General features: G+C 71.7%; 27 protein-coding genes. 19 read left to right on the top strand and 8 right to left on the bottom strand.

The annotated features are described in order from the left end of the window. Nucleotides 1-39 precede the first annotated feature (39 nt). The 13 genes from atzF to BC793_RS23725 all read left to right on the top strand — a co-directional run bounded on the left by atzF (nucleotide 40) and on the right by BC793_RS23725 (nucleotide 11227). A complete protein-coding gene (gene atzF, locus BC793_RS23785) occupies nucleotides 40-1662 on the top strand; it encodes an allophanate hydrolase (protein ID WP_109595745.1) in 1623 nt (540 codons plus the stop codon). Then, a complete protein-coding gene (biuH, locus tag BC793_RS23780; RefSeq protein ID WP_109595743.1) occupies nucleotides 1659-2351 on the top strand; it encodes a biuret amidohydrolase in 693 nt (230 codons plus the stop codon). The genes atzF and biuH overlap by 4 nt, the downstream gene beginning before the upstream one ends. Further along, the gene (locus BC793_RS23775; protein WP_109595742.1) at nucleotides 2352-3008 is read left to right on the top strand and encodes a cysteine hydrolase family protein; all 657 of its coding nucleotides are present in this window, start codon (nucleotides 2352-2354) and stop codon (nucleotides 3006-3008) included. Continuing rightward, nucleotides 3005-4555: a SulP family inorganic anion transporter gene (locus tag BC793_RS23770; protein WP_109595740.1), complete on the top strand. Its 1551-nt coding sequence runs from the start codon at nucleotides 3005-3007 to the stop codon at nucleotides 4553-4555. Before BC793_RS23775 ends, BC793_RS23770 begins: the two co-directional genes overlap by 4 nt. Then, a complete protein-coding gene (locus BC793_RS23765) occupies nucleotides 4556-4936 on the top strand; it encodes an AtzH-like domain-containing protein (RefSeq protein ID WP_109595738.1) in 381 nt (126 codons plus the stop codon). It abuts the gene before it with no gap. Between the two features lie 470 nt (nucleotides 4937-5406). Next, complete coding sequence (locus BC793_RS23760; protein ID WP_158319335.1) at nucleotides 5407-6036, top strand: AfsR/SARP family transcriptional regulator; 630 nt, start codon at nucleotides 5407-5409, stop codon at nucleotides 6034-6036. A 66-nt stretch (nucleotides 6037-6102) separates the two neighbouring features. Beyond that, on the top strand, nucleotides 6103-6642 hold the full coding sequence (locus BC793_RS23755) for an RNA polymerase sigma factor (RefSeq protein ID WP_109595733.1): 540 nt from the start codon (nucleotides 6103-6105) through the stop codon (nucleotides 6640-6642). Then, nucleotides 6639-7292, top strand: a complete 654-nt coding sequence (locus tag BC793_RS23750) for a hypothetical protein (protein ID WP_109595731.1) — start codon at nucleotides 6639-6641, stop codon at nucleotides 7290-7292. The genes BC793_RS23755 and BC793_RS23750 overlap by 4 nt, the downstream gene beginning before the upstream one ends. 148 nt (nucleotides 7293-7440) lie before the next feature. Continuing rightward, on the top strand, nucleotides 7441-7749 hold the full coding sequence (locus BC793_RS23745; protein WP_146246397.1) for a hypothetical protein: 309 nt from the start codon (nucleotides 7441-7443) through the stop codon (nucleotides 7747-7749). Between the two features lie 74 nt (nucleotides 7750-7823). Beyond that, a complete protein-coding gene (locus BC793_RS23740) occupies nucleotides 7824-8474 on the top strand; it encodes a hypothetical protein (RefSeq protein WP_146246396.1) in 651 nt (216 codons plus the stop codon). A gap of 1 nt (nucleotide 8475) precedes the next feature. Beyond that, nucleotides 8476-9507, top strand: a complete 1032-nt coding sequence (locus BC793_RS23735; RefSeq protein WP_109595725.1) for a peptidoglycan-binding domain-containing protein — start codon at nucleotides 8476-8478, stop codon at nucleotides 9505-9507. Then, on the top strand, nucleotides 9504-10163 hold the full coding sequence (locus BC793_RS23730) for an ATP-binding cassette domain-containing protein (RefSeq protein ID WP_203896341.1): 660 nt from the start codon (nucleotides 9504-9506) through the stop codon (nucleotides 10161-10163). The genes BC793_RS23735 and BC793_RS23730 overlap by 4 nt, the downstream gene beginning before the upstream one ends. Next, the gene (locus BC793_RS23725; RefSeq protein WP_109595724.1) at nucleotides 10160-11227 is read left to right on the top strand and encodes a hypothetical protein; all 1068 of its coding nucleotides are present in this window, start codon (nucleotides 10160-10162) and stop codon (nucleotides 11225-11227) included. Before BC793_RS23730 ends, BC793_RS23725 begins: the two co-directional genes overlap by 4 nt. Nucleotides 11228-11240: 13 nt before the next feature. Here the strand turns inward: BC793_RS23725 and BC793_RS23720 are convergent, their stop codons facing one another. Further along, nucleotides 11241-12137 carry a glycosyltransferase family 2 protein gene (locus tag BC793_RS23720; protein WP_109595722.1) on the bottom strand — a complete coding sequence of 299 codons (897 nt, stop codon included), beginning with the start codon at nucleotides 12135-12137 and terminating at the stop codon, nucleotides 11241-11243. Nucleotides 12138-12297: 160 nt separating this feature from the next. Between BC793_RS23720 and BC793_RS23715 the strand changes: the two genes are divergently transcribed. Continuing rightward, nucleotides 12298-13095: an SDR family oxidoreductase gene (locus tag BC793_RS23715; RefSeq protein WP_239170255.1), complete on the top strand. Its 798-nt coding sequence runs from the start codon at nucleotides 12298-12300 to the stop codon at nucleotides 13093-13095. Here BC793_RS23715 and BC793_RS23710 read toward each other — a convergent pair. After that, entirely contained in the window at nucleotides 13092-13730 is a 639-nt protein-coding gene (locus tag BC793_RS23710; RefSeq protein WP_109595718.1) for a DNA-directed RNA polymerase II, read from the bottom strand. The two genes, BC793_RS23715 and BC793_RS23710, sit on opposite strands and share 4 nt — an antisense overlap. A 101-nt stretch (nucleotides 13731-13831) precedes the next feature. Between BC793_RS23710 and BC793_RS23705 the strand changes: the two genes are divergently transcribed. Further along, on the top strand, nucleotides 13832-15055 hold the full coding sequence (locus BC793_RS23705) for a GNAT family N-acetyltransferase (protein ID WP_109595716.1): 1224 nt from the start codon (nucleotides 13832-13834) through the stop codon (nucleotides 15053-15055). Between the two features lie 525 nt (nucleotides 15056-15580). Beyond that, a complete protein-coding gene (locus BC793_RS23700; protein WP_373871247.1) occupies nucleotides 15581-15865 on the top strand; it encodes a hypothetical protein in 285 nt (94 codons plus the stop codon). A 106-nt stretch (nucleotides 15866-15971) separates the two neighbouring features. On the opposite strand, the gene BC793_RS23695 is transcribed toward BC793_RS23700, so the two are convergent. The 4 genes from BC793_RS23695 to BC793_RS23675 all read right to left on the bottom strand — a co-directional run bounded on the left by BC793_RS23695 (nucleotide 15972) and on the right by BC793_RS23675 (nucleotide 19553). Continuing rightward, nucleotides 15972-16457, bottom strand: a complete 486-nt coding sequence (locus tag BC793_RS23695; protein WP_109595714.1) for a ribose-5-phosphate isomerase — start codon at nucleotides 16455-16457, stop codon at nucleotides 15972-15974. Nucleotides 16458-16470: 13 nt separating this feature from the next. After that, nucleotides 16471-17388 carry an alpha/beta hydrolase gene (locus BC793_RS23690; protein WP_109595712.1) on the bottom strand — a complete coding sequence of 306 codons (918 nt, stop codon included), beginning with the start codon at nucleotides 17386-17388 and terminating at the stop codon, nucleotides 16471-16473. Next, nucleotides 17388-18584 (bottom strand): DUF1015 family protein, encoded by a 1197-nt coding sequence (locus tag BC793_RS23685; protein WP_109595710.1) that lies wholly within the window; start codon nucleotides 18582-18584, stop codon nucleotides 17388-17390. Before BC793_RS23685 ends, BC793_RS23690 begins: the two co-directional genes overlap by 1 nt. A gap of 336 nt (nucleotides 18585-18920) precedes the next feature. After that, complete coding sequence (locus BC793_RS23675; RefSeq protein WP_109595706.1) at nucleotides 18921-19553, bottom strand: mycothiol-dependent nitroreductase Rv2466c family protein; 633 nt, start codon at nucleotides 19551-19553, stop codon at nucleotides 18921-18923. A gap of 107 nt (nucleotides 19554-19660) precedes the next feature. Between BC793_RS23675 and pepN the strand changes: the two genes are divergently transcribed. Next, entirely contained in the window at nucleotides 19661-22219 is a 2559-nt protein-coding gene (gene pepN / locus BC793_RS23670; RefSeq protein ID WP_109595860.1) for an aminopeptidase N, read from the top strand. Nucleotides 22220-22356: 137 nt separating this feature from the next. Continuing rightward, on the top strand, nucleotides 22357-22908 hold the full coding sequence (locus BC793_RS23665) for a Uma2 family endonuclease (protein WP_109595705.1): 552 nt from the start codon (nucleotides 22357-22359) through the stop codon (nucleotides 22906-22908). 7 nt (nucleotides 22909-22915) lie between these two features. On the opposite strand, the gene BC793_RS23660 is transcribed toward BC793_RS23665, so the two are convergent. Next, nucleotides 22916-23311, bottom strand: coding sequence for a DUF5130 family protein (locus BC793_RS23660; protein WP_109595703.1), 396 nt, complete (start codon nucleotides 23309-23311; stop codon nucleotides 22916-22918). After that, on the bottom strand, nucleotides 23298-23561 hold the full coding sequence (ctaJ, locus tag BC793_RS23655) for an aa3-type cytochrome oxidase subunit CtaJ (protein WP_170167263.1): 264 nt from the start codon (nucleotides 23559-23561) through the stop codon (nucleotides 23298-23300). Before ctaJ ends, BC793_RS23660 begins: the two co-directional genes overlap by 14 nt. Nucleotides 23562-23774: 213 nt before the next feature. On the opposite strand from ctaJ, the gene BC793_RS51530 reads away from it, so the two are divergent. Next, complete coding sequence (locus BC793_RS51530; protein ID WP_109595699.1) at nucleotides 23775-24248, top strand: hypothetical protein; 474 nt, start codon at nucleotides 23775-23777, stop codon at nucleotides 24246-24248. The last annotated feature ends 3 nt before the right edge of the window (nucleotides 24249-24251 follow it).

The raw sequence follows: 24251 nt of genomic DNA, 5'->3' as shown, positions 1-24251 counted from the left end.
GTGGTTCTGGCCGAAACAGAATTGTCGACAATCGACGATGTGGACGCACACGCGAACGTCGATGAAGTGCTCGCCGCACCGGTGCCGGACGGCGTCTGGATCAGCCGGTTCGAGGCGGCTGATCTGCACGAACGTGCCGACGCCGTGGATCCGGGGCTACCGCTGGCCGGAATGACGTTCGCGGTCAAGGACAACATCGACGTGGCGGGGCTTCCGACGACCGCGGGATGCGCGGACTTCGCCTACCGGCCCGAGCGCAACGCGCCAGTGGTGCAGCGGCTCGTCGACGCCGGGGCGATCGTGATCGGCAAGACGAATCTGGACCAGTTCGCCACCGGGCTGACCGGCGCCCGGTCGCCCTACGGCGCGCCGGAGAGCGTCTTCGGTGGCGGGCTGATCTCCGGCGGCTCCAGCTCCGGGTCGGCGGTCGCGGTCGCGAACGGGTCGGTGCACTTCTCGCTCGGCACCGACACCGCCGGGTCCGGGCGGGTTCCGGCGGCGCTCAACGGCATCATCGGGATCAAGCCGACCCGTGGGCTGCTCAGCACCCTGGGAGTGGTGCCGGCCTGCCGGTCCCTGGACTGCGTCTCGATCTTCGCGCGGGAGCCGTCCCTGGCGGACCGGGTGATGCGGGCCGCGCGGGGCTTCGTACCGGAGGATCCCTGGTCGAGGAGGGCGCCGGGTGAGGCGCGGCAGATCCGGCGACCTCGGATCGGGGTCGCGGAAGGCCTCGACTTCTTCGGGGACAGCGGGCAGGAGAAGGCGTACGCACGGTTCGCCGGCGACGTCACGGTCGATGCCGGGCCGCTGCTGGAGGCCGGTGACCTGCTCTATCGCGGGCCGTGGGTGGCGGAGCGCCTGGCCGATCTCGGTGAGTTCCTGGCCACCCACCCGGAGTCGGTGCTGCCGGTGACGCGCCGGGTGCTGGAGACGGGGCTCGGATACACCGCGGCCGACGCGTTCCGGGGGCGGCATCGGCTCCAGGAGTTGCGGGCGGCCGCGGACCGGATGTGGGAGCGGATCGACGTGCTGGTCCTGCCGACGATCGGCACGACGTTCACCCACACCGAGATCGCCGGGGACCCGATCGGCCGGAACCTGATCCTGGGGCGGTACACCCAGTTCGCGAACCTGCTGGACATGGCCGCGGTGACGGTGCCGAACGGGTTCACCGCCGACGGACGGCCGGCCTCGCTGACACTGTTCGGACCGGCGTTCAGCGACGACATGCTGATGACGCAGGCCCGGTCGCTGTACGAGACCGCGGCAGACGGCGCGGGCATGACGATCGCCGTCGTCGGGCTGCATCTGAGCGGCGAGCCGCGCAACGGGGAGCTGCTGGAGCGCGGCGGAACGCTGCTCGGCGCCACCCGGACCGCACCGCTGTACCGGATGTACGAGCTGCCGTCCGGCGCGCCGGGTCTGGTCCGGGTCGGCGCGGGCGGGGCCGCCGTGGAGATCGAGTTGTGGCGACTGCCGGCCGCGACGGTGGGCGGACTCCTCGCGGGCATCCCGGCGCCACTGTCGCTGGGCCGGCTCGTGCTGGAGGACGGCGCCGAGGTGACCGGGTTCCTGTGCGAGGCGTACGCGGTGGGCGGCGCCCGGGACATCACCGCCAGCGGCGGCTGGCGGAATCACCGCACGAAGGGATCTGACTCATGACCGCACGCATCGGCCCGGTGCCGGCCAACCCGTACGTCTGGCCCTACGACGGCTCGGTTCCGGTGGACCGGACCGCACTGCTCTGCATCGACTGGCAGACCGACTTCTGTGGGCCCGGCGGCTACGTCGACGCGATGGGCTACGACATCGGTCTGACCCGGGCGGGGCTGCCGGCCACCGCGAAACTCCTAGCCCACGTCCGTGAGCTGGGCATGCTCGTCATCCACACCCGGGAGGGGCACGATCCGGACCTGTCCGACCTGCCGGCCAACAAGCGGTGGCGGTCGGCGCGGATCGGGGCGGAGATCGGCGGGCCCGGGCCGTGCGGGCGGATCCTGATCAAGGGTGAGCCGGGCTGGGAGATCGTGCCCGAGGTCGCCCCGGCGCCCGGTGAGGTCGTCGTGGACAAGCCGGGGAAGGGCGCCTTCTACGCGACCAATCTGGATCTCGTGCTGCGTACCCATGGGATCACGCATCTGATCCTGACCGGCATCACCACGGACGTCTGCGTGCACACGACCATGCGCGAGGCGAACGACCGTGGCTACGAGTGCCTGATCCTCAGCGACTGCACGGGGGCCACCGATCCGGCCAACCACACCGCCGCCCTGCACATGGTCACCATGCAGGGCGGCGTCTTCGGCTGCGTCGCCACTTCCGACGACGTGATAGCGGCCACGGAGGTCTGAATGCCCACTGTCGACGCCCGACCCGGTCCCTTCGCCTTCGATCCGGACACCACCGCGCTGCTGGTCATCGACATGCAGCGGGACTTCCTCCTGCCGGGCGGCTTCGGTGAGTCGCTCGGCAACGACGTCGCCGAACTCCGCCGCACCATCGGGCCGCTGACCGCCCTGATCAGCGCCTGGCGGACCGCCGGACTGCCGATCATCCACACCCGCGAAGGTCACCTGCCAGATCTGTCCGACTGTCCGCCGGCGAAGCTCAGGCGGGGCCCGATGATCGGGCAGAAGGGCACCTTCGGGCGCATCCTCATCCGCGGTGAGTACGGCCACGACATCATCGACGAGCTTCGCCCGGAACCAGGCGAGGTCGTCATCGACAAACCGGGCAAAGGCGCTTTCTACGCGACCGAGTTGTCCGCAACGCTGGAGAAGCTGGGCACCAGGCAGCTGGTCGTCACGGGGGTCACGACCGAGGTGTGCGTGCACACCACGGTCCGTGAGGCGAACGACCGCGGCTTCGAGTGCCTGGTCCTGGCCGACTGTGTCGGCTCCTACTTCCCCGAGTTCCAGCAGGCCGGCCTCGAGATGATCGCCGCGCAGGGCGGCATCTTCGGGTGGGTCGCCGAGTCCCCCGCGCTGCTGAAGGAGATCGCCCGATGAAACTCGCCTACTGGGTCCGGGGTGACACCAACGCCTTCTTCGGCTTCGGTGTCAACGTCCTGGTCAACGTGCTCACCCTGACCGGCCTGTGTCTCGCCGTGATCCAGATGCCGGCCGGGAACGTCTTCGGCGTGATCCTTCCGGCGCTGGGTGTCGCGCTGGTCGCCGGCAACGTCTACTACACCTTCCTCGCGCGGCGGCTGGCGGTGCGGGAGAACCGGACCGACGTGACGGCCCTGCCGTACGGCCCGAGCGTCCCGCACATGTTCATCGTGATCTTCGTGATCATGCTGCCGATCTACCTCACCACGAAGGACCCGATCGCGGCGTGGACGGCCGGTATCGCGTGGGCGTTCATCATCGGCGTGATCGTGCTGATCGGCGCATTCGTCGGGCCGTACATCCGTAGATACACCCCGCGGGCCGCTCTGCTCGGCACCCTGGCCGGCATCTCGATCACGTTCATCTCGATGAACCCGGCCGGCAACATGTGGAACTACGCGTGGATCGCGCTGCCGGTCTTCGGCCTGCTGCTGATCGGTCTGCTCACCGACGTGAAGCTGCCGTTCAACTTCCCGATCGGCCTGGCCGCGCTGCTGGTCGGCACGGCGATCGGCTGGCTCGGCGGTGCCATGTCGGTGCCGGACGTGACGAGCGCCGCGCGGGACATCGCGTTCGCCTTCCCGCATCTCGAGTTCGGGCTGCTGGTCGACGGCCTGCGGGACATGGCGCCGCTGCTGGCCACGGCGATCCCGCTGGGGGTCTACAACTTCACCGAGGCGATGACCAACGTGGAGAGCGCCGCCACCGCCGGCGACCGGTACAACCTGCGCAGTGTGCTCCTGGCCGACGGTGCGGGCGCGGTGATCGGTTCGTGTCTCGGGTCGCCGTTCCCGCCGGCGGTCTACGTCGGGCACCCGGGCTGGAAGGCGGCGGGTGGCCGTACCGGATATTCGATGGCCACCGGCGTGGTGATCGCGCTGCTCTGCTTCTTCGGGTTGTTCGGTCTGCTCGGCGCGATCTTCCCGACCGCGGCGATCGTCCCGATCCTGCTCTACATCGGTCTGCTGATCGGTGCGCAGGCGTTCCAGGCGACGCCGCGGGCGCACGCCGCGGCGGTGGTGGCCGCGCTGATCCCGAACATCGCCTCCTGGGCGACCGGCCAGATGGACAACGCGCTGGCCGCGGCCGGGACGAGCGCGGCGCAGGTCGGCACCGAGGCGCTGGCCGGGGCGGGCGTGGTCTACGACGGGCTGAAGACGCTCGGTGAGGGCGCGATCCTGGCCGGCCTGGTGCTGGGCGCGATCGTGGCGTTCATCATCGACAAGCGGTTCTGGCACGCCGCGGTCTTCTCCGGAGCCGGCGCGGTGCTCACCTTCGTCGGGCTGATCCACGCCGAGAAGGTGCAGTTCAACGCGGACGGCCCGGTCTCGCTCGGCTACCTGTTCCTCACCGTGGTCTGCGTGCTCTTCGCCCTGACCCGGCCGGCGCCCCGGGTGCCCGAGCCCGACGAGGCGTCCCTCGAGGAACCGGCGCCGGTGGCCTGAATGGAACGCGACCTTCCGGAGGTGATCGCCGAGGTCACCGCGGCGTTCGAGGCCTACGAGCGGGCCCTCGTCGCCGACGACGTCGACGCGATCATCGGCTTCTTCGCCGCCGAGGCGATCCGGTTCGGCATCGCCGACCAGCAGACCGGCATCGAGGAGCAGCGCAGGTGGCGGGAGACGCAGGGCGGCCTGCCGCCGGGCCGGCGGCTCAAGGACACCACGATCCGGGGGTACGGCCGGAGCACCGCCGTGGTGACGACGTTGTTCGGCTACCCCGGCAGTGCGGTGCTGGGCCGCCAGTCACAGACGTGGGTCCGGCTGCCCCAGGGGTGGCGCATAGTCACCGCCCACGTCTCCGAACCCGCTGTTCCGCCCGCGTGAGCCCCGCCCGGTCGCCCCGCCGTCCCGCATTGTGGTCGGCCGGGCGACCGGGCATGCCCCGGGTGCCCACCCGGCGCGGGCCGGCGGAGGCCCGTCCCCGCTTCGCCGGGCCGCAGTGAACCGGCAGTTCAGCGTGCCGCCCGATGGACCGTGCCGCGGGCCCCTTCACCGACCATGAAGATTGTTGCCGCCACGAATCACACTTCAATCGCCGAGTACTGACTGCTCGGACCCTATCCCGCGCGCCTTCCTGCGATTACCTTGAGCGACGGTCGTCAATAATCGCACGGGGGCGGGGAAGGATGTCTGGAAATTCTGATCATCCGGCGCGGGTGCTCATTCTGGGGCCGGTGACCATCGATTCATCCGAAGCGACGGAAACAAGACTGTCCGTTCAATTACGCAAGGTCATCGCATTGCTCGCGGAAAACCGCGAGGTACCGCTCACCGCCCGATACATCGTGGACCGCGTGTGGGACGACGACGCCCCGGACAGCGCGGTTCAGATGGTCCGTAATCACGTCGGGATGATCCGCCGGCTGGCGGGCGGCCGGGGGGAGGCCGTCACCAGCATCCGCGGCGGGTACCGGCTGAGCCTGGAGACCGACGCGGACCGGTTCCGGGTCCGGGCCCGGCAGAGCCGGCTGCTGCACGAGGCGGGCCGGCTGCCCGAGTCGCTGGCCGCCGTCACCGAGGCGCTGGCCCTGTGGCGCGGCGCCGAGGCGATGACCGGCGTCCGCGACGTGCTCGACCTGGAGATCGCCGCACGCCGGCTGGAGGAGACCCGGTTCCGGGCCGAGGAACTGGCCGCCCAGTGCCATCTGCGCCTGGGCCGGCCGCAGGAGGCGCTGCCGATCCTGCACTCGATGACGATCCGCTACCCGTCCCGGGAGCTGCCCTGGTTGCAGCTGATGGCCGCGCAGGCGTCCATCGGCCGCCGGGTGGAGGCGTCCACCGAGACGTTCCCGCAGGCCAGGTACCACTTGGTCGAGCAGTCCGGACTGGACATGCCGCTGCTCAACCGCTTCCACCAGGAACTGTTACGCGGCGCCGAGGCGGCGGCGCTGCTGAGTCTGACGGGATTTCCGCGGGTTCCCTGAAATGCCCGGGCCCGCAGCGACATGTAGAGGTGTCGGCACCGCTCGCCGCAGCGAAGGAGGCATGCCGTGGAGGAGGACCGGACGAGCCGGTTCGAGGCCCTGTACGCCGCCACGTTCCATCATCTGCTGGGGTATGCGATGCGCCGCTGCGACTGTGCCGAGGACGCCGCCGACGTCGTCGCCGAGACCTTCGCGGTCACCTGGCGGCGGCTGGACGTGGTGCCGCCCGGCGAGCAGGCCCGCCTCTGGATGTACGGGGTGGCCCGCAACGTGCTGGCGGAACACCGCCGGGGCGCCGCGCGCCGCCGGGACCTGTCCTATGCGCTGGCCGGCGACCTGGCCGGGTTCTACGTGCCGAGCGCCGAGGACAGCGCCGATCTGGGCGGCCTCGGATCGGCCCTGCGCCACCTGCCGGACGAGGAACGGGAGCTGTTGTCCCTGGTCGCCTGGGAGGGACTGGATCACGGCCAGATAGCGGCCGTGCTCGGCATCTCCCGCAACGCGGTCCGGATCCGGCTGCACCGGGCCCGCAGACGCCTGGCCCGGCACCTCGCCGAGTCCGGCGACACCCCCGACCGATCGGCCATGTCAGGGAGGCCGCGATGACCGAGGAACTGGACACCCGACTGGCCCGCCTGGCGCGGGCCGGCGATCAGGAACTGACCGGACTGCACCGCGGTCCGGGATCGTCGTCGCTGCTGAGGGCGGTGACGGCGGAGCCGTACGAGACCGTCGCCCGCCCGTCGTGGCGGTGGTCCGCCCGTCCGGCCCGCACGCTGGGGCTGGCCGCGGCCGCGCTGACCGTCACCACCGCGGTGGTGGTGCTCGGCCCGGGACCGCTGGGCGGGGCCACGTCGTATGCGAACTCGGCGATCGCCGTGGACCGGGAGGGCGAGTTCTTCGTCGCCCGGATCAAGGATCCGCTCGCCGACCGGACCGCCTACCGGGAGGCGTTCGACGCGGTCGGGCTGGACGTCGCCATCGATCTGGTGCCGGCCCCGCCGGACCGGATCGGCGTGCTGCTGCGGACCAGCGGCGGTGACGGCACCGCCTCGTCCGAGCTGGTACCGACCGGCCCGGAGGCGGTGGACTGCCGGCGGGAACCGACCGCCTGCACCATGGTGATTCGCATTTCCGCGGACACCGGCGGAGCCGTCCGTTACACGCTCGGGCGGGCCGCCCGGCCGGGCGAGCAATATCAGGATCCGTCCGTCGACGACGGCGTTCCGGATCATCCACGCGGGCCCGGAAACTGACGGGGGACACCGAATGTGAATCAGCTTATCCCCCGCTTATGAGAGCGCTTATCCCCAGGCTCGATGCTTCTAGCAGGAAATGCGGATCACGCATTTCCGCAAAACCATCGACAGCCGCCCTCCGGCGGCAGACGACAGGAGCATCGACATGTCGGGTAGGACACTTGGCCAGAAGCTCGCCGGCGGACTGGCCGCGACCGGCCTGCTGGTCGGCGGCACCGTCGCGGGGCTCGCGATCGCGAGTCCGGCACAGGCCGCCTGCGCGTCCGACTCCCGGACCGCGAACATCAACTACGCCTACGCCGAAGCCCACACCGAGGACTGCTCGTACTGGAGCAACTCCTACGCCCAGCACGGTGGCACCAGCCGCTTCTCCGGCTGGTACAGCGGCTCGTCGTGGGCTCGCGCGGACAGCGGTGTCTCGCTGAGCTACTCCGCTCGCAACTACTTCGAGTAATCACCACAGGCCGAGCGCGGCGGGTCGTATCGACCGTCCCGCCGCGCTCCGCCGTGTCCGGAATCGGGGACAGCATGAGAAGAACGAGGATGTGGATGGCCGTCGCCGCCGTCACGCTGGCTCTGGCCGGCGGCTGCGGGGTCAGCTCGACCACCGAGGCCAAGCCGCCACAGGGCTCCGGCGAGCAGATGAAACCGCTCGTCGACCAGTTCCGGGACGCCCGGGCGCGGGCCACGTCGGACTTCGAGAAGGCTGCCCTGGACCGGGCCGTCGAGACCGGGCGGATCGACCCGGCCGACTACGAGGAGGCGTTCAGCCGGTACCGGCGGTGCGCCGAGGACTCCGGGCTGGCGGGCACCTACACGAAACAGCCGAACGGCATCTACTCGATCACACCGCCGTCGAACCTCGGGGACGGGATCGACGCGTACGCCAAGACCATGCGCGACTGTGCCGCCAAGGCCGGCCTGATGAGCCTGGAGGCGCTGCTGCGCACCCAGGTGGACAACCCGGACCTGCTCTCCGACCCCAAGCTGGTGACGGTGCGCTGCCTGATCAAGGCGGGGCTGGTGCCGGCCGGGTACACCCCGGAGGACCTGATGACGTTCGTCCGCGGCGACATGGAACCCGGTGGCGACTTCGACCCGATGAACGCCGAGGCGCAGAAGTGCCTCACCGCCGGCGGCATGGCGATCCAGGTGGACGCCCCGAAGGGCGGTAGCTGAGGTGGCGGACGCACGGTTCGCCGGCACCGCGGTCCTGGCCGGGCTGACCCTGCTCGGCGCGGCCGGTGCCACCGGGTTCCTGCTGCGCCCCGCCCCCGCCCCGGAACAACTGCGCTCCGCGGGACAGCTGTCGGACGCTCCGGTCGGGCACGAGAGGCTGGCGGACGAACGTACCGTCAAGATCTCGCTGACCCGGGCGCCCGCCGCACCGCTCACTGTCGGCCTCGCCGGACGGGTGACCGAGGTGTCCTGCCGGCCCGGCCGGCCGCTGGCCTCCGGGCAGCGGGTGGCCCGGATCGACGGCGTCCCGGTGGTCGCGCTGGCCACCCGGGTGCCGCCCTACCGGGACCTGACCCGCGGCGACAAGGGCGGCGACGTCCGGGCGGTGCAGCGGGAGCTGCGGCGGCTCGGATATGCGGCGCCGGACAACGGGCGCTACGACCGGCGTACCTCCGCCGCGGTCCGGAAGCTGCAGAAGGCGGCCGGCAAGGCCGCGCCGGACGGGAAGCTGGCCGCCGCCGAGGTGCTGTGGCTGCCCGCCGCGTCGGTCCGGCCGGGCTCCTGCGAGCAGGTCCTCGGCGCCCGGATCGCGGCCGGGCAGCAGTTCGCCAAGGTGCCCGCCCGGCTGACCGCGGTCACCGTCGACGCGCTGCCCGGCAACCTGGTGGCCGGGCCGCGGACGCTGACCGTGATGGGCGCGACCGGGCCGCTGGGCCGCGAGGGCGCCGCCACCGACGTGACGTTCCTGGGCCGGGTGGCGGCGAGCGCCGAATACCGGCTGCTGGAGTCGAGCGGCAAGGACGCCGACGTGACCGGCAGCGTGGCGCTGCGCGAGCCCCTGGACACCCTGAAGATGCCGCCGGGTGCGATCTTCGGCCTGGCGGGCGACACCGGGTGCGTCCGGTCCGGCGGGCAGACCTATCCGGTACGGGTGGTCAGCTCCCGCCTCGGCGCGACCCTCGTCACCGTGGAGGGCCCGGCACCGCAACGCGTCGACCTCGGCCCGTCCGTCGCCACCGGAGGTTGCGAGTGAGCGCCCCGCACGCCGGGCCCAAGATCCTGCGGGGTGAGGGACTCGGGCACCACTTCCCCGGCGCGCCGTTCCTGTTCCGCGGACTCGACCTGAACCTCGAACCCGGCGAGATCACCGGCCTCTGCGGGCCGTCCGGGTCGGGCAAGTCGACGCTGCTGTCCCTGCTGGCCGGCTGGGTCACGCCGGTGGAGGGGCGGATCGAGCGGATCGGGGTGTCCCGGACCGGCTGGGTGTTCCAGAACCCGTACGGCGTACCGGCCCGCACCGCGCTCGACCACGTCTGCCTGCCGCTGCTCGCCGCCGGCCGGACCCGCCCCGAGGCCCGGGAACGCGCTCGGGAGGTGCTCGCCGCGTTCCAGCTCGACCGGGCCGCGTGCCAGCCGTTCCGGGAGCTGTCCGGCGGGGAGGCACAGCGGCTCATGCTGGCCCGGGCCGTCTGTGCCGCCCCGGACCTGCTGCTCGTCGACGAGCCGACCGCCCAGCTCGACATCACCACCGCGGCGACCGTCAACCGGACACTCGGCGCGGTCGCGCAGGACGGCACCATCGTGGTCATCGCCACGCACGACCCGCACACCCGGGACGCCTGCACGCGCGTGGTCGACCTGGCCGTGCACGGGCGTACCGGCCTGACGGCAGGGGCACCGGCCTCATGAGATTCCGGTCGATCCTGTCCGAAGCCGGCCGGAACCTGGCCACCGGCACGTCCCGGGCGCTGCTGTTCGCCCTGCTCCTGGCGGCGATCACGGCCGGGGCCGCGATCATGGACGCCCGCTCGATCATCGGCGTGCAGAGCCGGGCCGCGGACTTCGTCGCCTCCGGCGCCTCGATCCGGGTGATGGTCGCCCCCGCCATGACCGACGCCGCCGCCTGCGAGCGACTCGGCACGATCGGCGGGATCCGGGCGGCCGGCGCACTCCGCGAGGCCGACGCGGTGGTGCTGCGCACGATGAACGCGAACCCGGTGCCCGCCTACGCGGTGACGCCCGGGCTGATCGCCGTCCTCGGGGGCGACCCGGCCGCACCCGCCGGGGCCTGGCTGCCCGCGCCGCTGGCCCGCACCCTCGGCGTTCAGGCGGGGCAGGAACTGCCGACCGGCAGCGGGACGCTCACCGTCGCGGGGCTGTACGAGTACCCGGACGACGGGCGGGACAGCCGGCTGGCGTACGCCGCCCTCCTCCCTCAGCCCGCGGCCGGCTCCTTCGACGAGTGCTGGGCCGACATCTGGCCGCTGTCCCGCGACCGGGAGCAGCTGCTGCACGCCGCGCTGGCGGTGGACAGCTCCGCGGCCGACGCCGTGGCCGTCGGCCAGCTCAACACCAGCCGGGGCACCCGGTTCGACGCGCTGGGCGAGTTCACCGCCCGGCCCACCCGCTTCGCGCTGCCCGCCTGCGCGCTGGCCGGGCTGCTGCTCGGACTGATCGCGGTCCGGATCCGGCGGCTGGAACTGGCCGCCGCGCTGCACCTCGGCGCGTCCCGGCGCGATGTGCTCGCCATCCAGGTGATCGAGACCGCCGCCTGGGCCGCGGCCGGAGTCGTGCTGGCCGCGGTGGCGCTGCTGGCCGGGGTGGTGGCGGCCGGATCCACGGACGCGGCCGCGGTCTACCTGGTGGACGTCCGCGGACCGGCGGTAGCGGCCTGCGCCACCCTGATCGGGGCGGTGCTGGGCGTGCTGACGGTCCGCGAACGGCACCTCTTCCGCTATTTCAAGAACCGTTGACCCTGGTCGCCGCTCAGCCCACGTAACGCCGGGCGGTCGACCGCCGCTGCGCCTCGTCCAGCCGGCTCAGCCGGGCCTCCACCACGGCCGGGCGGGGCCGGCGGGCGGCGAGCAGCCACCCCAGGCCCCGGACCGCGTCGACCGCGCCGAGCAGCGAGGTCCGGTCCCTCGGGACGGTCCGGGCCAGGAACATCGTGCGGCGTACGGCCGGACCGAGCGGCCGCCGCAGCCAGGTGAACCAGAGCGTGTTTCGCAGCCCGACCCGGCGCCGGTGGGTGCTGTCGCGCAGCTTCGACGCCCGGTGATGCACCGTCAGCTCCGCCAGATAGCACAGCTCCCAGCCGGCCGCGATCAGATCGGTGGCGAGCAGCTCCTCCTCACCGCCCAGCCACAGCCGCTCGCTGAACCCGCCGGCCCGCACGAACGCGTCCCGCCGGACCACCGAGGCGCCGGCCAGGAAACTGCCGAGCGCCGGACCGGGCAGCCACGGTGGGGCGGGCACCGGCGAGTCCCGGAGCTCGGCCACGATCGGGTCCTCGGCGCCGGACGGCTCGACCACGATGCGGGCGTTCACCAGAGCCAGCCGCGGACAGGCGTCGAGGGCGTCGGCGGCCCTGGCCAGCGAGCCGGGGCTCCACCACGTGTCGTCGTCGCAGAAGGCGACGTAGGGGGTGCTCGTACGGCGTACCCCGATATTGCGGCCGACCGCGCCGAGATTGTCGCGCAGGGCGACCACCTCGACGTCCGGGAATCGTTCCCGGACCGCCTCCGCGGTGCCGTCGTCCGATCCGTTGTCGACCAGCACCACGTGCGGCCGCTCCGGCAACTCCCGCAGCCGGCCCACACAGGCCAGCGCCTCCTCGCGCCGCCGCCAGGTGATGACGACGACGCTCACTCGTGTGTCCCCCATGGCGCGCGCATACCCGAAATCGGGTTATCCGCACGTGTTCCGGGAATGCGGAGGACATCGGACCCCAGCATCAGGAGGCAACGACGTGAACCCGCGTGATCTCTACCCGAAGCCCGAGCTCGACGGTGGCGACCAGCAGCCGCCCGGCCTCACCTCGGCCATGCCGGACCGCCCGGATCACGGCGAGGAGAGCTACCGCGGCAGCGGACGGCTGACCGGCCGCAAGGCGGTCATCACCGGCGGTGACTCCGGAATCGGCCGGGCCGTCGCGATCGCGTTCGCCCGGGAGGGAGCCGACGTGCTGATCTCCTACCTGCCCGAGGAGGAGTCGGACGCGGCGGACACCGCCCAGTGGATCGAGAAGGCCGGCCGCAAGGCGGTCCGCCTGCCCGGTGACATCCGTGACGAGGCGCACTGCCGGGCCGTCATCGACACCGCCCTGACCGAGCTGGGCGGACTCGACATCCTGGTGAACAACGCCGCCTACCAGATGGCCCAGCCCGGCGGGATCACCGACATCACCGACGAGCAGTTCGACCGGGTGATGAAGACCAACCTGTACGCCATGTTCTGGCTGTGCCGGGCCGCGGTGCCGCACATGCCGGCCGGGTCGGCGATCCTCAACACGGCGTCGATCCAGGCGTACCAGTCGTCGAGCGCACTGCTCGACTACGCCACCACCAAGGGCGGCATCGTGGCCTTCACCAAGGCGCTCGCCGAGGACCTGGCCGAGAAGGGCATCCGGGTGAACGCGGTCGCGCCCGGCCCGATCTGGACCCCGCTCATCCCGGCCACCATGCACGAGGAGAAGGTCAAGTCCTTCGGGGCCGACACCCCGCTCGGCCGGGCCGGGCAGCCCGCTGAGTTGGCTCCCGCCTACGTCTACTTCGCCAGCCGGGAGTCCAGCTACACCACCGGCGAGGTGCTCGGCGTCACCGGTGGCAAGCCGGTCAGCTAACGGAACAGGCCGATCACCCAGTCGACGGCCTGCATGACCCAGCCGGTCTGGCGCAGGAAGGCGATCCCGACACCGGCCAGGAAGAGGCCGGCGACCATGTGCGCGCCGCGGGCGGTGTGCCGCACCCGGCCCATCCGCTGCTCCAGCACGAGACGGCCGACCAGGCGGGCCAGCGCGAAGACGCCCGCGGCGACGCACAGCGACACCAGGAAGATGATCAGTGGGCCGCCGAGGTCGCCACCGCCCTCGGAGATCGCCCAGATGCCCCAGCCGACGAAGGCGAACAGCACCGCGGCGCTGCTCCACTCGCCGCCCCGGCGCCACTGCCGCATGTGCCAGCCGAGGCTGCGCTGTGGGCGCTCCTCGTGCGGGTCGGGCCAGCCGGTGCCGGTCGGCTCGTGCCCGGCGCGGAACTGCTCGGTCCGCGGAGTGGGCGGGGTGACCCGGGCCCGCCCCTGACTGAACGGGGACGGGTCGGGCGCCGGAGCGGGCCCCGGCGACGTGGGCGCGTGCGGGGCCGGCACCTGCGAGGTGGCGGCGCTCTCCGGGGTCGTCTGCCTGGTCGGCTGATCGCCCCACGGATCCTGCGGTGGCATGTCGAGCGTCCGCTCGGACCACTGCGGTTGCTCCGGCATATTCCCCTCCCGGCTTGCGGTCGCCGGCCGGCGACAAGTTCGAGAGTAGCGAGCCAACAAATCGGTCGCCGCAGCACACAGCAGTCCGTTACACACAGCTTATGAAGGATGAGACACAACTCCGGCCCAGTACCGGCGATGACTTCGCGGCCATCTTCGGGCTCCTCAGCACGGTCTTCCACGAGGAGATCGAGGGAGAACTCAGGGATCTCGAGGGAGTCGTCTACGAGCTGGACCGCTCACTGGTCGCCGACGACGCGGGGCTGGTGGCGGGACATGTCCAGGCCTTCAGCCGCGATCTGACCGTACCGGGAGCGGTGATCCCGGCCGCGCACGTCTCCGGGGTCGGGGTACTGCCCACCCACCGGCGACGTGGTCTGCTCACCCGGATGATGCACCGGCAACTGCACGAGATCGCCGACGCCGGCCGGGAAGCGGTGGCCGTCCTGTGGGCCAGCGAGACCTCCATCTACCCCCGCTTCGGGTACGGCCCGGCCGCCTCACGCCTGTCTCTCAACATCATGAATCGTGAGGTACGTCTCCCCGTACCACCGGCGGAACCGTCCGGCCGCCTGCGGATGGGCGACCCGGGTGACCTGCTCGCCGAGATGAGCGGGGTCTACGAGCGGCTGCGCCCCGATCGGGTCGGCTGGTCCAGCCGGGACGACAACTGGTGGAAGTGGGTCCTCGGCGACCCGAAGGACCATCGGGACGGTGCCACCAGGCGCTACGCCGTGGTGCACGAGGGACCCGGCGGCCCCACCGGCTATGCGCTGTGGCGGATCAAGGACGACTGGAACAGCCACGGCCCGAGCGCCGAGGTGCAGGTGCGTGAGGTGGTCGCCGCCGACCCGGAGACGTACCAGGCACTCTGGCGGTTCCTGCTCGGCATCGACCTGACCCGCAGCGTCACCATGCGGCTGGCCGCCGTCGACGAACCGCTGCTCTACATGGTCGACGAGCCCCGCCGGCTCGGCGCCGGCTACGTCGACGCCCTGTGGCTGCGGGTGATCGACGTGCCGGGCGCGCTGACCGCCCGGCGGTACGCCACCGACGTCGACGTGGTCCTCGAGGTCACCGACCCGATCCTGACCCGGAACTCCGGCCGCTGGCGGCTCACCGGCGGGCCGGGCGGAGCGACCTGCACCCCGACCGGCGACCCGGCCGACGTCGCCCTGTCGGTGACCGACCTGGGAGCGGTCTACCTCGGCGGGACCGCGTTCAGCACGCTCGCCGCCGCCGGCCGGGTCCGCCAGGCGACCGGGAACGACCCGACCGTCGCGTTCCGCTGGAACCGGCTGCCGAGCCCCACCGAGGTGTTCTGAGTTGATCGGTACGGCGGTACCGTCGGATGCATGGGCCAGCCCGAACGCCGACGCCGCCGTGTGCGTCCCTCCTCGGCGGCCGCCGAGACGACCGCCGACGAGACGATCGCCCCGGCCGGGGCTGCTCCCGTGCCCAGCGGGTCACCGGCGGTTCCCGCTCCCCCGCCGCACCACCCGGTGCCGGCTCGGCCTCCGGTGCCGGGCCCGCCCTCGGGTGTCCCCGGCCCACCGCCCGTTCCGGCCCCGCCTTCGGGCGTTCCCGGCCCACCACCGGCTCCGCCTACCGGAGTCCCTGGCCCCCCGCCGGCCCCGCCTTCGGGCGTTCCCGGCCCACCACCGGCTCCGCCTACCGGAGTCCCCGGCCCGCCGCCGGCTTCGCCTTCGGGCGTTCCCGGCCCACCACCAGCTTCGCCCTCCGGTGTGCCTGGGCCGCCGCCGGCTTCGCCTTCCGGTGTGCCTGGGCCGCCGCCGGCTTCGCCTTCGGGTGTTCCGGGTCCGCCGCCTGTTCCGGCTCCTCCGCCGGCCGTGGTGACGCCGGACGGGTCACCGGCCGTCGGTGACCGATCGGCCGGGCGGCCGAGCCGTGGCGGTATGCCGAGACGGCCCGGTGCCGCGGGCGGCGACGAACGCGAGTCCGAGCGCGGGTTGCGCGGCCTCGTTGGCTCCGGGTCGTCGCAGGTCAGTGTCGGTGCGGCGCTGCGCGCCCGGGACGCGTCCCGGCCCAGCGACGACGACCTGGCCGCCGCCGAGCGGGACCTGCCGATCATCCGGCGCAACTGGCTGCCCCGTGAGGATCTCCCACGCCGCTGAAGATCAAATCCGGCTGGTCGTCACCGCTGTCTCAGCTCCGCTGAGACAGCGGTGACGACCAGCCGAACGGGAACGGACCACCGCCCGGGCCGGTGAGCGGCGGAGATCAGGCGGTGGTCGCCGACGACGGCAGCTCCGGCAGCTTTCGGGCCACCTCGTAGTCGGCGAGCTGGGTGATCCGGCGGGCGTGCCGGGCGTTGCCGGAGAACGACGTCGCGATGAACGCCTCGACGAAGGCGGTCGCCTCGTCCAGGGTGTGCTGGCGGGCGCCGATGGCGATCACGTTGCTGTCGTTGTGCTGGCGGGCCAGCTCGGCGATCTCGGTCTTCCAGACCAGGGCGGAGCGGACACCGGGGACCTTGTTGGCGGCGATCTGCTCGCCGTTGCCGGAGCCGCCGATCACGATGCCGAGCGAGCCCGGGTCGGCGACCACCTTGGCACCGGTGTGGAAACAGAACGCCGGGTAGTCGTCCTCGGCGTCGTAGACGTGCGGTCCGACGTCCACCACGTCGTGCCCCTGCTTGACCAGGTGGTTCACGAGGTGGTTCTTCAGCTCGAAGCCGGCGTGGTCGGAACCCAGGTAGAGACGCATGAAAAGAAGTCTTTCAGAAGGTGAGGGCCGAACGCAGGGCGGACGCCACCTGATCAGCCGCGGCCCGGGCGGCGTCGATGGTGGCCAGTTTGCGGGCGAAGCCGTGGTTCACGCCCATGTAGCGGGTGTGCACCACCGGAACGCCCGCGGCGATCAGTGCGTTCGCGTAGTCGGCGCCCTCGTCGCGCAGCGCGTCGTACTCCGCGGTGATCACCAGGGTGGGCGGCATGCCGGACAGGTCGGCCACCGCGAGCGGCGACACGTCCGGGGTGAGCCGGCGCACCGGATCGGGGACGAACGTCTCCCAGGCCAGCCTCATCGAGGCCCGGTCCAGCCCGTACTCCCCCACCTCGTCGTAGGACTCGGCGGAAGTTAGCGGGTCGAGGGCCGGGTAGATGAGCACCTGGAAGTCGAGTGGGGTGGCCGCGTCCCGCTGGCGGCGGGCGGTGACCGTGGCGAGCTGGCCGCCGGCGCTGTCCCCGCCGATCGCCAGCCGGGAGACGTCCACGCCCAGGCCGGCGCCCTCGCGCCGGAGGTAGGACAGGACCGTCTCGGCATCCTCGATCGCGGCCGGGAAGACGTGCTCGGGCGCCAGCCGGTAGCCGGCCGACACCACGGCGCAGCCGGAGCGGTCGGCGACCCGGCGGCAGAACCGGTCCACGGTCTCGATGCTGCCGTAACACCAGCCGCCGCCGTGCAGGTAGACCAGAACCGGGGCGCCGGCCTTCGTGGCGTAGAGGCGGCAGGGCACCCCGTCGGCGTCGAAGTCGGCGACCACCGGCAACGGCAGCGCCGGGCCGGTCTCGGCCTCGTTGGCCTCCTCCATGGCGGCGCGGACGCCGAGCAGCCGCTGGTACGGGTCGGCGGCGAGTTCCTCGGGGCTGGGCCGCCGCCGGAGCTGGGCGGCGGCCTCGACCTGCGGGTGCAGCATCAGCGGATGTCGGCCACGACCAGGCCGCCCCGCGCCTTCGGCGTGAACCAGGTGCTCTTGCGCGGCAGCTTGAGCCGTTCCAGGTTGACCTCGACGAAGTCGTCGACGGTCACCGGGGCGATCAGGATCGCCAGCTCGGCGCGGCCGGCGTCGACCTCACCGCACAGCCACTCGACCGGGTAGTCCCCGCCGATGTAGGAGATCCGTTTGTCACCCGCGTCCAGGCCCAGCGAGTCGCGCAGCAGGATGCGCTCGACAAGGGCGTGGTCCAGGTTCTCCACCGAGGTACCGGCCGGGTCGGACGGTAGCCGGACCGCGAACGAGCGGCCCGCAGCGTACAACTCGATGGTGCCCTTGGCCGGAAGCTGCGCGACGCGCGGCAGCTCGGTGACCGTCGCGCCGGCCGCGCGCAACCGCCCGAGAAGCTCGTCGAGCGACGCCGGCAGCTCGCTGACCAGGCGGTTGTAGGGCTGGATGAAGACCGAGGCCGGCGTGGTCACGACGGCCAGGAAGCGCTCCAGGCCACCGGTCTGCGCGGCGAGGCTGCGGTGGTTGCCGTCGGCGACCACCAGTTCCCCGCCGCCGGCCAGCGCGAGCAGCCGATCCTGGAGGTCACCGGGACCGACGGGCCAGATCGCATGGGTACGCCCGGAGGCGTCCACGTCGGTGGCGGCCGGCTCACCGGCGGCGTCGGTGGCCTCGGCGAGCGCGGCGTGCAGCTCCTCGCCGCGGCCGGTCTGCAGCAGCAGGACCGGGGAGAGCAGGGCGCCCACCGACTCGGCGAGGGCGACGCGCTCGCGCACCTTGCTGATGAAGACGTCCTCGTTACGGATGACCAGACCGGGCTCGTCGGCGCTGGTGGAGATCTGGCCGGTCTCGACCATGCTCCACAGCCCGTAGGCGGGTGCCTCGCCCGGCGCGGTTATGCGGTAGAGCACCACGACGTGCTCAGCCTGCCGGTACTTCTCCTCGGCCTGATCGCGCTGCAGACGGACGACGGCGTCCGGCAGGGACTCGAGGAAGGACTTCCCGAGGGACTCGGGCGCGAGGTGCGGCATCTCCACGGCAAGCGCGCTGTGCGGGTTGCCCTTGATGATGTCGGTGATTTCGGCGTCGTCGGCGAACTCGTCGTAATTCTGGGCCCCGGTACCTCCGTTGGTGATCCAGGCCAGTTTGATCGGGTGCACGACCGTCATGGCAGGCAACTTACCCGGCGAAGCTCGGGTACCTAACCACCGGCACAGCCCCTCGTGACCTGCTCAACTGAGCGGCGCGGTGCGGGTTCACCACACGCTCGGCGGGCCTTGCCGTCACGGTCACCGGCGGAGCGAGCATAATCGCCACGTCAGGGGGCAAATCGACCCAGACGCCCCGCTGGACGCTGAAGCTCGATCCGACTGATTCGTTCTCCGGTGATTCACTGTCCGGCATTGCCCGCCTCCGCGTTGGGTGAGGTGTAGGTCACCTCATCCAACGACGGATCTTGGGCGGAGAGTCGTGTTTCTGTGCGACCGCCCCCGAATGGCAACCTGTCAGTCGAAGATCGGGCCGAGATCGCGGCTGCGCTTCAGCTCGTAGAAGCCGGGCGTGCCGGCCACCAGCATCACGCCGTCCCACAGCCGGCCGGCGGCCTCGCCCTTCGGCGCCGGGGTGATGACCGGGCCGAAGAAGGCGACGGTCTCGCCCGCGACGGGACCCGGCGCGTGGATCACCGGGGTGCCGACGTCGGTGCCGACCGGCTTCATGCCGGCGTTGTGACTGGCCCGCAGCGCCTCGTCGCGGGAGTCGGTGTGCACAGCCTCGGCCAGCTCCGCGTCGAGGCCCACCTCGGCCAGCGCCTCCTGGTAGAGCTTCGGGTCCTGGGTGTCGTACTTCTGCAGGTGGATGCGGGTGCCGAGGGCGGTGTAGAGGTCACGCAGGACGGCCGGGCCGGCTGCCTCGGCGGCGGCGATGCAGAGCCGGACCGGGCCCCAGCCCTTGGCCAGTAGTTCCTTGTAGTTCTCCGGGAGCTCGTCGCGGCCCTCGTTGAGGACGGACAGGCTCATCACGTTGAATCGGACGTCCAACGGACGGACCTTCTCCACCTCCAGCAGCCAGCGGGAGGTGATCCAGGCCCACGGGCAGAGCGGGTCGAACCACATGTCGACGGTGGCACGTTGAGTCATCCTTCGATCCTCCTCCTTCTTGCGAGCCCGGTCGGGGTGAGTTACGTCGCCGTGTCCGCATAGGCTTCGGGTAAAGCAATCAGCTGTCAGCTCGAAGGAGAGTGCACGTGGCCGGTGTTCACAACCTGACCCAGGTCGAGGCTGCGGAGCGTGGTCGATTGCTCGAGGTGACGGGGTACGACATCACCCTTGACCTGACCGACGGGCACGGCAACCCCGGCTCAGACACGTTCCGGTCCACCACAGTGATCAACTTTCGGTGCTCCGAGCCGGGCGTGTCGACGTTCATCGAGGCGGCCGCGGTGCGGATCAACTCCGCGACGCTGAACGGGACGCCGCTGGACCTCAGTGCCTGGACCGCGGAGAAGGGCCTGGCACTGCCCGGCCTCGCCGCGGAGAACACCCTCGTCGTCGACGGGGACTTCGGATACTCCGCGAGCGGGCAGGGGCTCCAGCGCAGCCTCGACCCGGTCGACAAGGAGGTCTATCTCTACAGCCAGTTCGAGACGGCGGACGCGCAGCGGGCGTACGCCTGCTTCGACCAGCCCGACCTCAAGAGCGTCTACACGTGGCACGTGACGGCGCCGGGGCACTGGAAGGTCGTCTCGAACATGCCGGTGGACTCCGAGGAGGCCGCCGCGTTCGGCGCCAAGACGGTCCACTTCACCACCTCCCCGCGGATGAGCACCTACATCACGGCGATCTGCGCCGGGCCGTACCACGAGGTCCGCGACTCGCACGACGGCATCGAGCTGGGCGTCTTCTGCCGCGCCTCGATGGCCCGCTACCTGGACGCCGACGACCTGTTCCTGATCACCAAGCAGGGCTTCGACTTCTTCCACGAGAAGTTCGGCGTGCGGTACCCGCTGCCCAAGTACGACCAGCTGTGGGTGCCGGACTTCAACGCCGGCGCGATGGAGAACTTCGGCTGCGTCACCCACGCCGAGTCGCACTACATCTTCCGCTCGCAGGTCACCGACTACGAGTACGAGCAGCGCGCCAACACGATCCTGCACGAGCTGGCCCACATGTGGTTCGGCGACCTCGTCACCATGCGCTGGTGGAACGACCTGTGGCTGAACGAGTCGTTCGCCGAGTGGGCCAGTCACTGGTGCAACACCGAGGCCACCCGGTTCGCCGACGCCTGGTCGACGTTCCTGTCCATCCGGAAGGCCTGGGGCTACCGGCAGGACCAGCTCTCCTCCACCCACCCGGTGTACTGCGAGATGCCGGACCTGGAGGCGGTCGAGGTCAACTTCGACGGCATCACGTACGCCAAGGGCGCCAGCGTGATCAAGCAGCTGGTCGCCTACGTCGGCCTGGATCCGTTCCTGACCGGCCTGCGCGCCTACTTCACCAAGCACGCCTGGGGCAACGCCACCTTCGACGACCTGCTCACCGAGCTGGAGACGGCGTCCGGCCGCGAGCTGCGCAAGTTCGCCGCGCAGTGGCTGGAGACGGCGCAGGTCAACACGCTGCGCCCGGTCGTCGAGGTGGACGCGGCGGGCAACTACACGAGTGTCGTCGTGCAGCAGGAGGCACCGGCCGACTACCCGACTCTGCGTACCCACCGGGTCGGCATCGGCCTGTACGACCTGGACGGTGACCGCCTGGTCCGGCGTGAGCTGATCGAGGCGGACGTGGCGGGTGAGCGGACCCCGATCACCGCGCTGGCCGGTGTCAAGGCACCGGACCTGCTGCTGGTCAACGACGAGGATCTGACGTACGCGAAGCTGCGGCTGGACGAGCGCTCGATGGCCACCCTGGTGCGGCACATCGCGGGCTTCGACTCGGCGCTGCCGCGGGCGCTGGGCTGGGCGGCCGCGTGGGACATGCTGCGCGACGCCGAGCTGGCCGCCCGTGACTACGTGGCGCTGGTGGTGGCGGGCCTGCCGGCCGAGAGCGACATCAACCTGACCACGGCCACGCTGCGGCAGGCCGGGATGGCGCTGACCAGCTTCGCCGACCCGGAGTGGGCGCCGGAGGGCTGGGCGCAGGTGGCCGGGCTGGCACAGCGCCAGCTGGCCGCGGCCGAGCCGGGCAGTGGCTGGCAGCTGACCTGGGCACGGGCCTTCATCACCGCGGCCCGGACGCCCGAGCAGGCGGCCGCGCTGCGGGGCTGGCTGTCCGGCGAGGCGAGGCCGGCGGGCCTGGTGGTCGACACCGAGCTGCGCTGGTCGCTGCTGCAGGCGCTGTCCGCGCTGGGTGCCGCCGCCGAGTCGGAGATCGACGACGAACTGGCCGGGGACAAGACGGCCAGTGGCGAGCGGGAGGCGGCGATCGCCCGGGCGCTGCTGCCGACTCCGGAGAACAAGGCCCGGGTCTGGGCCGAGCTGACCGGCCCGCAGGCGCCGCCGAACTGGCTCAACCGGTCGCTGCTCCAGGGCTTCCAGAGCACCCGGCAGGTGGCGCTGACCGCGCCGTACGCGGAGAAGTTCTTCGAGTCGGTGGCGCACGTGTGGGCCCGCTCGGACAGTGAGCCGGCGCAGGAGTTCGCGACCATGGCGTACCCGGTGTTCCAGATCAGCGAGGAGACGGTGGCGCTCACCGACGCCTGGCTGGCCAAGGAGGGGCACCCGGCGTCGCTGCGGCGGCTGGTGGCCGAGGGCCGGGACGGTGTGCTCCGGGCGCTCAAGGCGCGGGCGACGGACCGGGCCGCTTCCTGACCGATAGTGATTACCGGCCCGTCCCGCGCAAGTGGGGCGGGCCGTTCACATGCCAGAACTTACCAGCGCATAACCCATCGGAAACAACTCTGTGTGAGTAGGCTGGCACTCCGCGGTGATGGAGGTGGCCCGTGACGATGATGAGCCATGGTTCCCCGGTGCGCTGGGGTGCGCCGGACGGCCGGTGGACCCAACCGGACCTCCAGCTGTTCCCGCAGGACGGCCATCGGTACGAGATCCTCGACGGCAGCCTGCACGTCACTCCGCCGGCGACCACCCGGCACGACTCCCTCGTCGAGTCGATCGTCGCCACGCTGCGGGCCGCGGCGCCGCCCGGCTGGTGGGTCTGTGCCCGCCTCGGCATCGAGCTGGAGACCAGCAACCTCGTACCGGACGTCACGGTGCTGCGGCCGCACTCATCCGGCGCCATCTGGGTGGACCCGGCCGACGTCGCGCTCGCGGTGGAGGTCGAGGCTGACGAGACCCGGCGTTACGACCGGTTGCTCAAACCGGCCGTCTACGCGGCGGCGGGGATCCCGGCGTACTGGCGGGTGGAGGACGGACCGGTCCTGCGGGCGTTCGCCCTGGACGGGACGGCCTATCGGCCCGCTCGGGACGTGGAGTCCGACGAGCAGGCCAAGCTGGACGCGCCCTACCCGGTGCGGGTCAACCCCGCGGCCTGGCACTGAGGTCGCGTCAGCGCCTACCGGCGTGCGACGCCAGCTGGTCGATACCGATCATCAGGCCGCCGGCCAGGTCGCCGCCGCCGAAGGACGCGGCCATCGACAGGCCGGCCAGTTTCGCGTCGCGGTCGGAGATGCGCCGGCGCGCGTCGGCACCGGTGATGATCTCCAGCTTCCGCTGGTCGGGCGAGACCGCGATCAGAACCGAGCGCTGCGGGTGACGGGTCTGGGCGTGCAGTTTCGCCGCCGTCTCGCGCGACGGGTCCTCGAGCGGGCCGAGGTAGATGCTGAAGTGGAGCCCGGTCACCTGGTCGGCGACACGGAGGGCCTCGTCGAGGCGGAGCAGCTGCCGGGTCGAGAACGGGCCGTCGACGGGCTGCTCGAGCGGGGTGACATCACCAACTGTCACTTGCGCCTCCTGTAGGACCGGGCCGGACGGGTGCGCCGGAGCTGTCCTCGATGATCAGCCCTGCGGAGTGGCCGTCGCCGGCCGGGACGACCTGCTGCGGCGTAGCGGTGAACCACATGGCCGGGAAGTCATAGGGACGGCCCGGGCGGTAGCGGCGATCCGGCTTCGACCGGTCGGAACCGGCGAGCACGAGAGCCGCGATCGTCCCGATGACGGCGGCCGGAATGATCACGAAGACCAGAACGGTCATGATTACTGACAACTCAACGCCCCCAGGCGCCAACATTCCCTATTGATTCCGAACATCAATCACCGTAGCGGAGCGCATGTCGTCCCGGACCGTCGGGTCTCGAACCGGGGTCTCACGCCGTCGGGATCTACGCGGAATGTGCGCGGAGGTGCGAAAATCACCCTCACGCGCCGTCCGCGTACTTTCCGTCGCGAACGGCAGGAGGGGGATCTCATGCGCACGTTCGTCCCCGCCGTCGTCGCGGGTCTCGCCTGCGCCGTGACGGCCGCTTCACCGGCCGCCGCCGCGGCCGTCTTCGTCGAACTCAACCCCAGCACGGTCCGGGTCGGCGACGAGTTCGCACTGCGCGCCTCGTGTGACGACAACCTCAAATCGGCCACCGTGCGGGGCGAGCCCATCGGCTCGGTCACCGTCGAGCCGGAGTTCGGGTTCCTGACCGCGACGGTACGGGTGCCCGCCGACACGAAACCCGGTGACTACCCGGTCGCCCTGATCTGTCCGGAGGGCGCCGGCGCCACCGGTGTCCTGCACGTGGTGGCCAGGGTGCAGCCGTCCCGCGGCCCGGCGACCGGTGGCGGCGGCACCGCTCCCGGGCCGGTGGGTCCGCTTCTGATCGGCGGTGGGCTCGCCCTGGCGCTGGCCGGGCTGGCCCTGGGCGCCGTGTCGCTGCGCCGGCGAGTCGGCTGAGGG

Source organism: Actinoplanes xinjiangensis, assembly GCF_003148685.1.
Taxonomy (GTDB): Bacteria; Actinomycetota; Actinomycetes; order Mycobacteriales; family Micromonosporaceae; genus Actinoplanes; species Actinoplanes xinjiangensis.
Note: the sequence above shows the minus strand (reverse complement) of the source record. Positions and strands in the feature narration are given on the sequence as shown.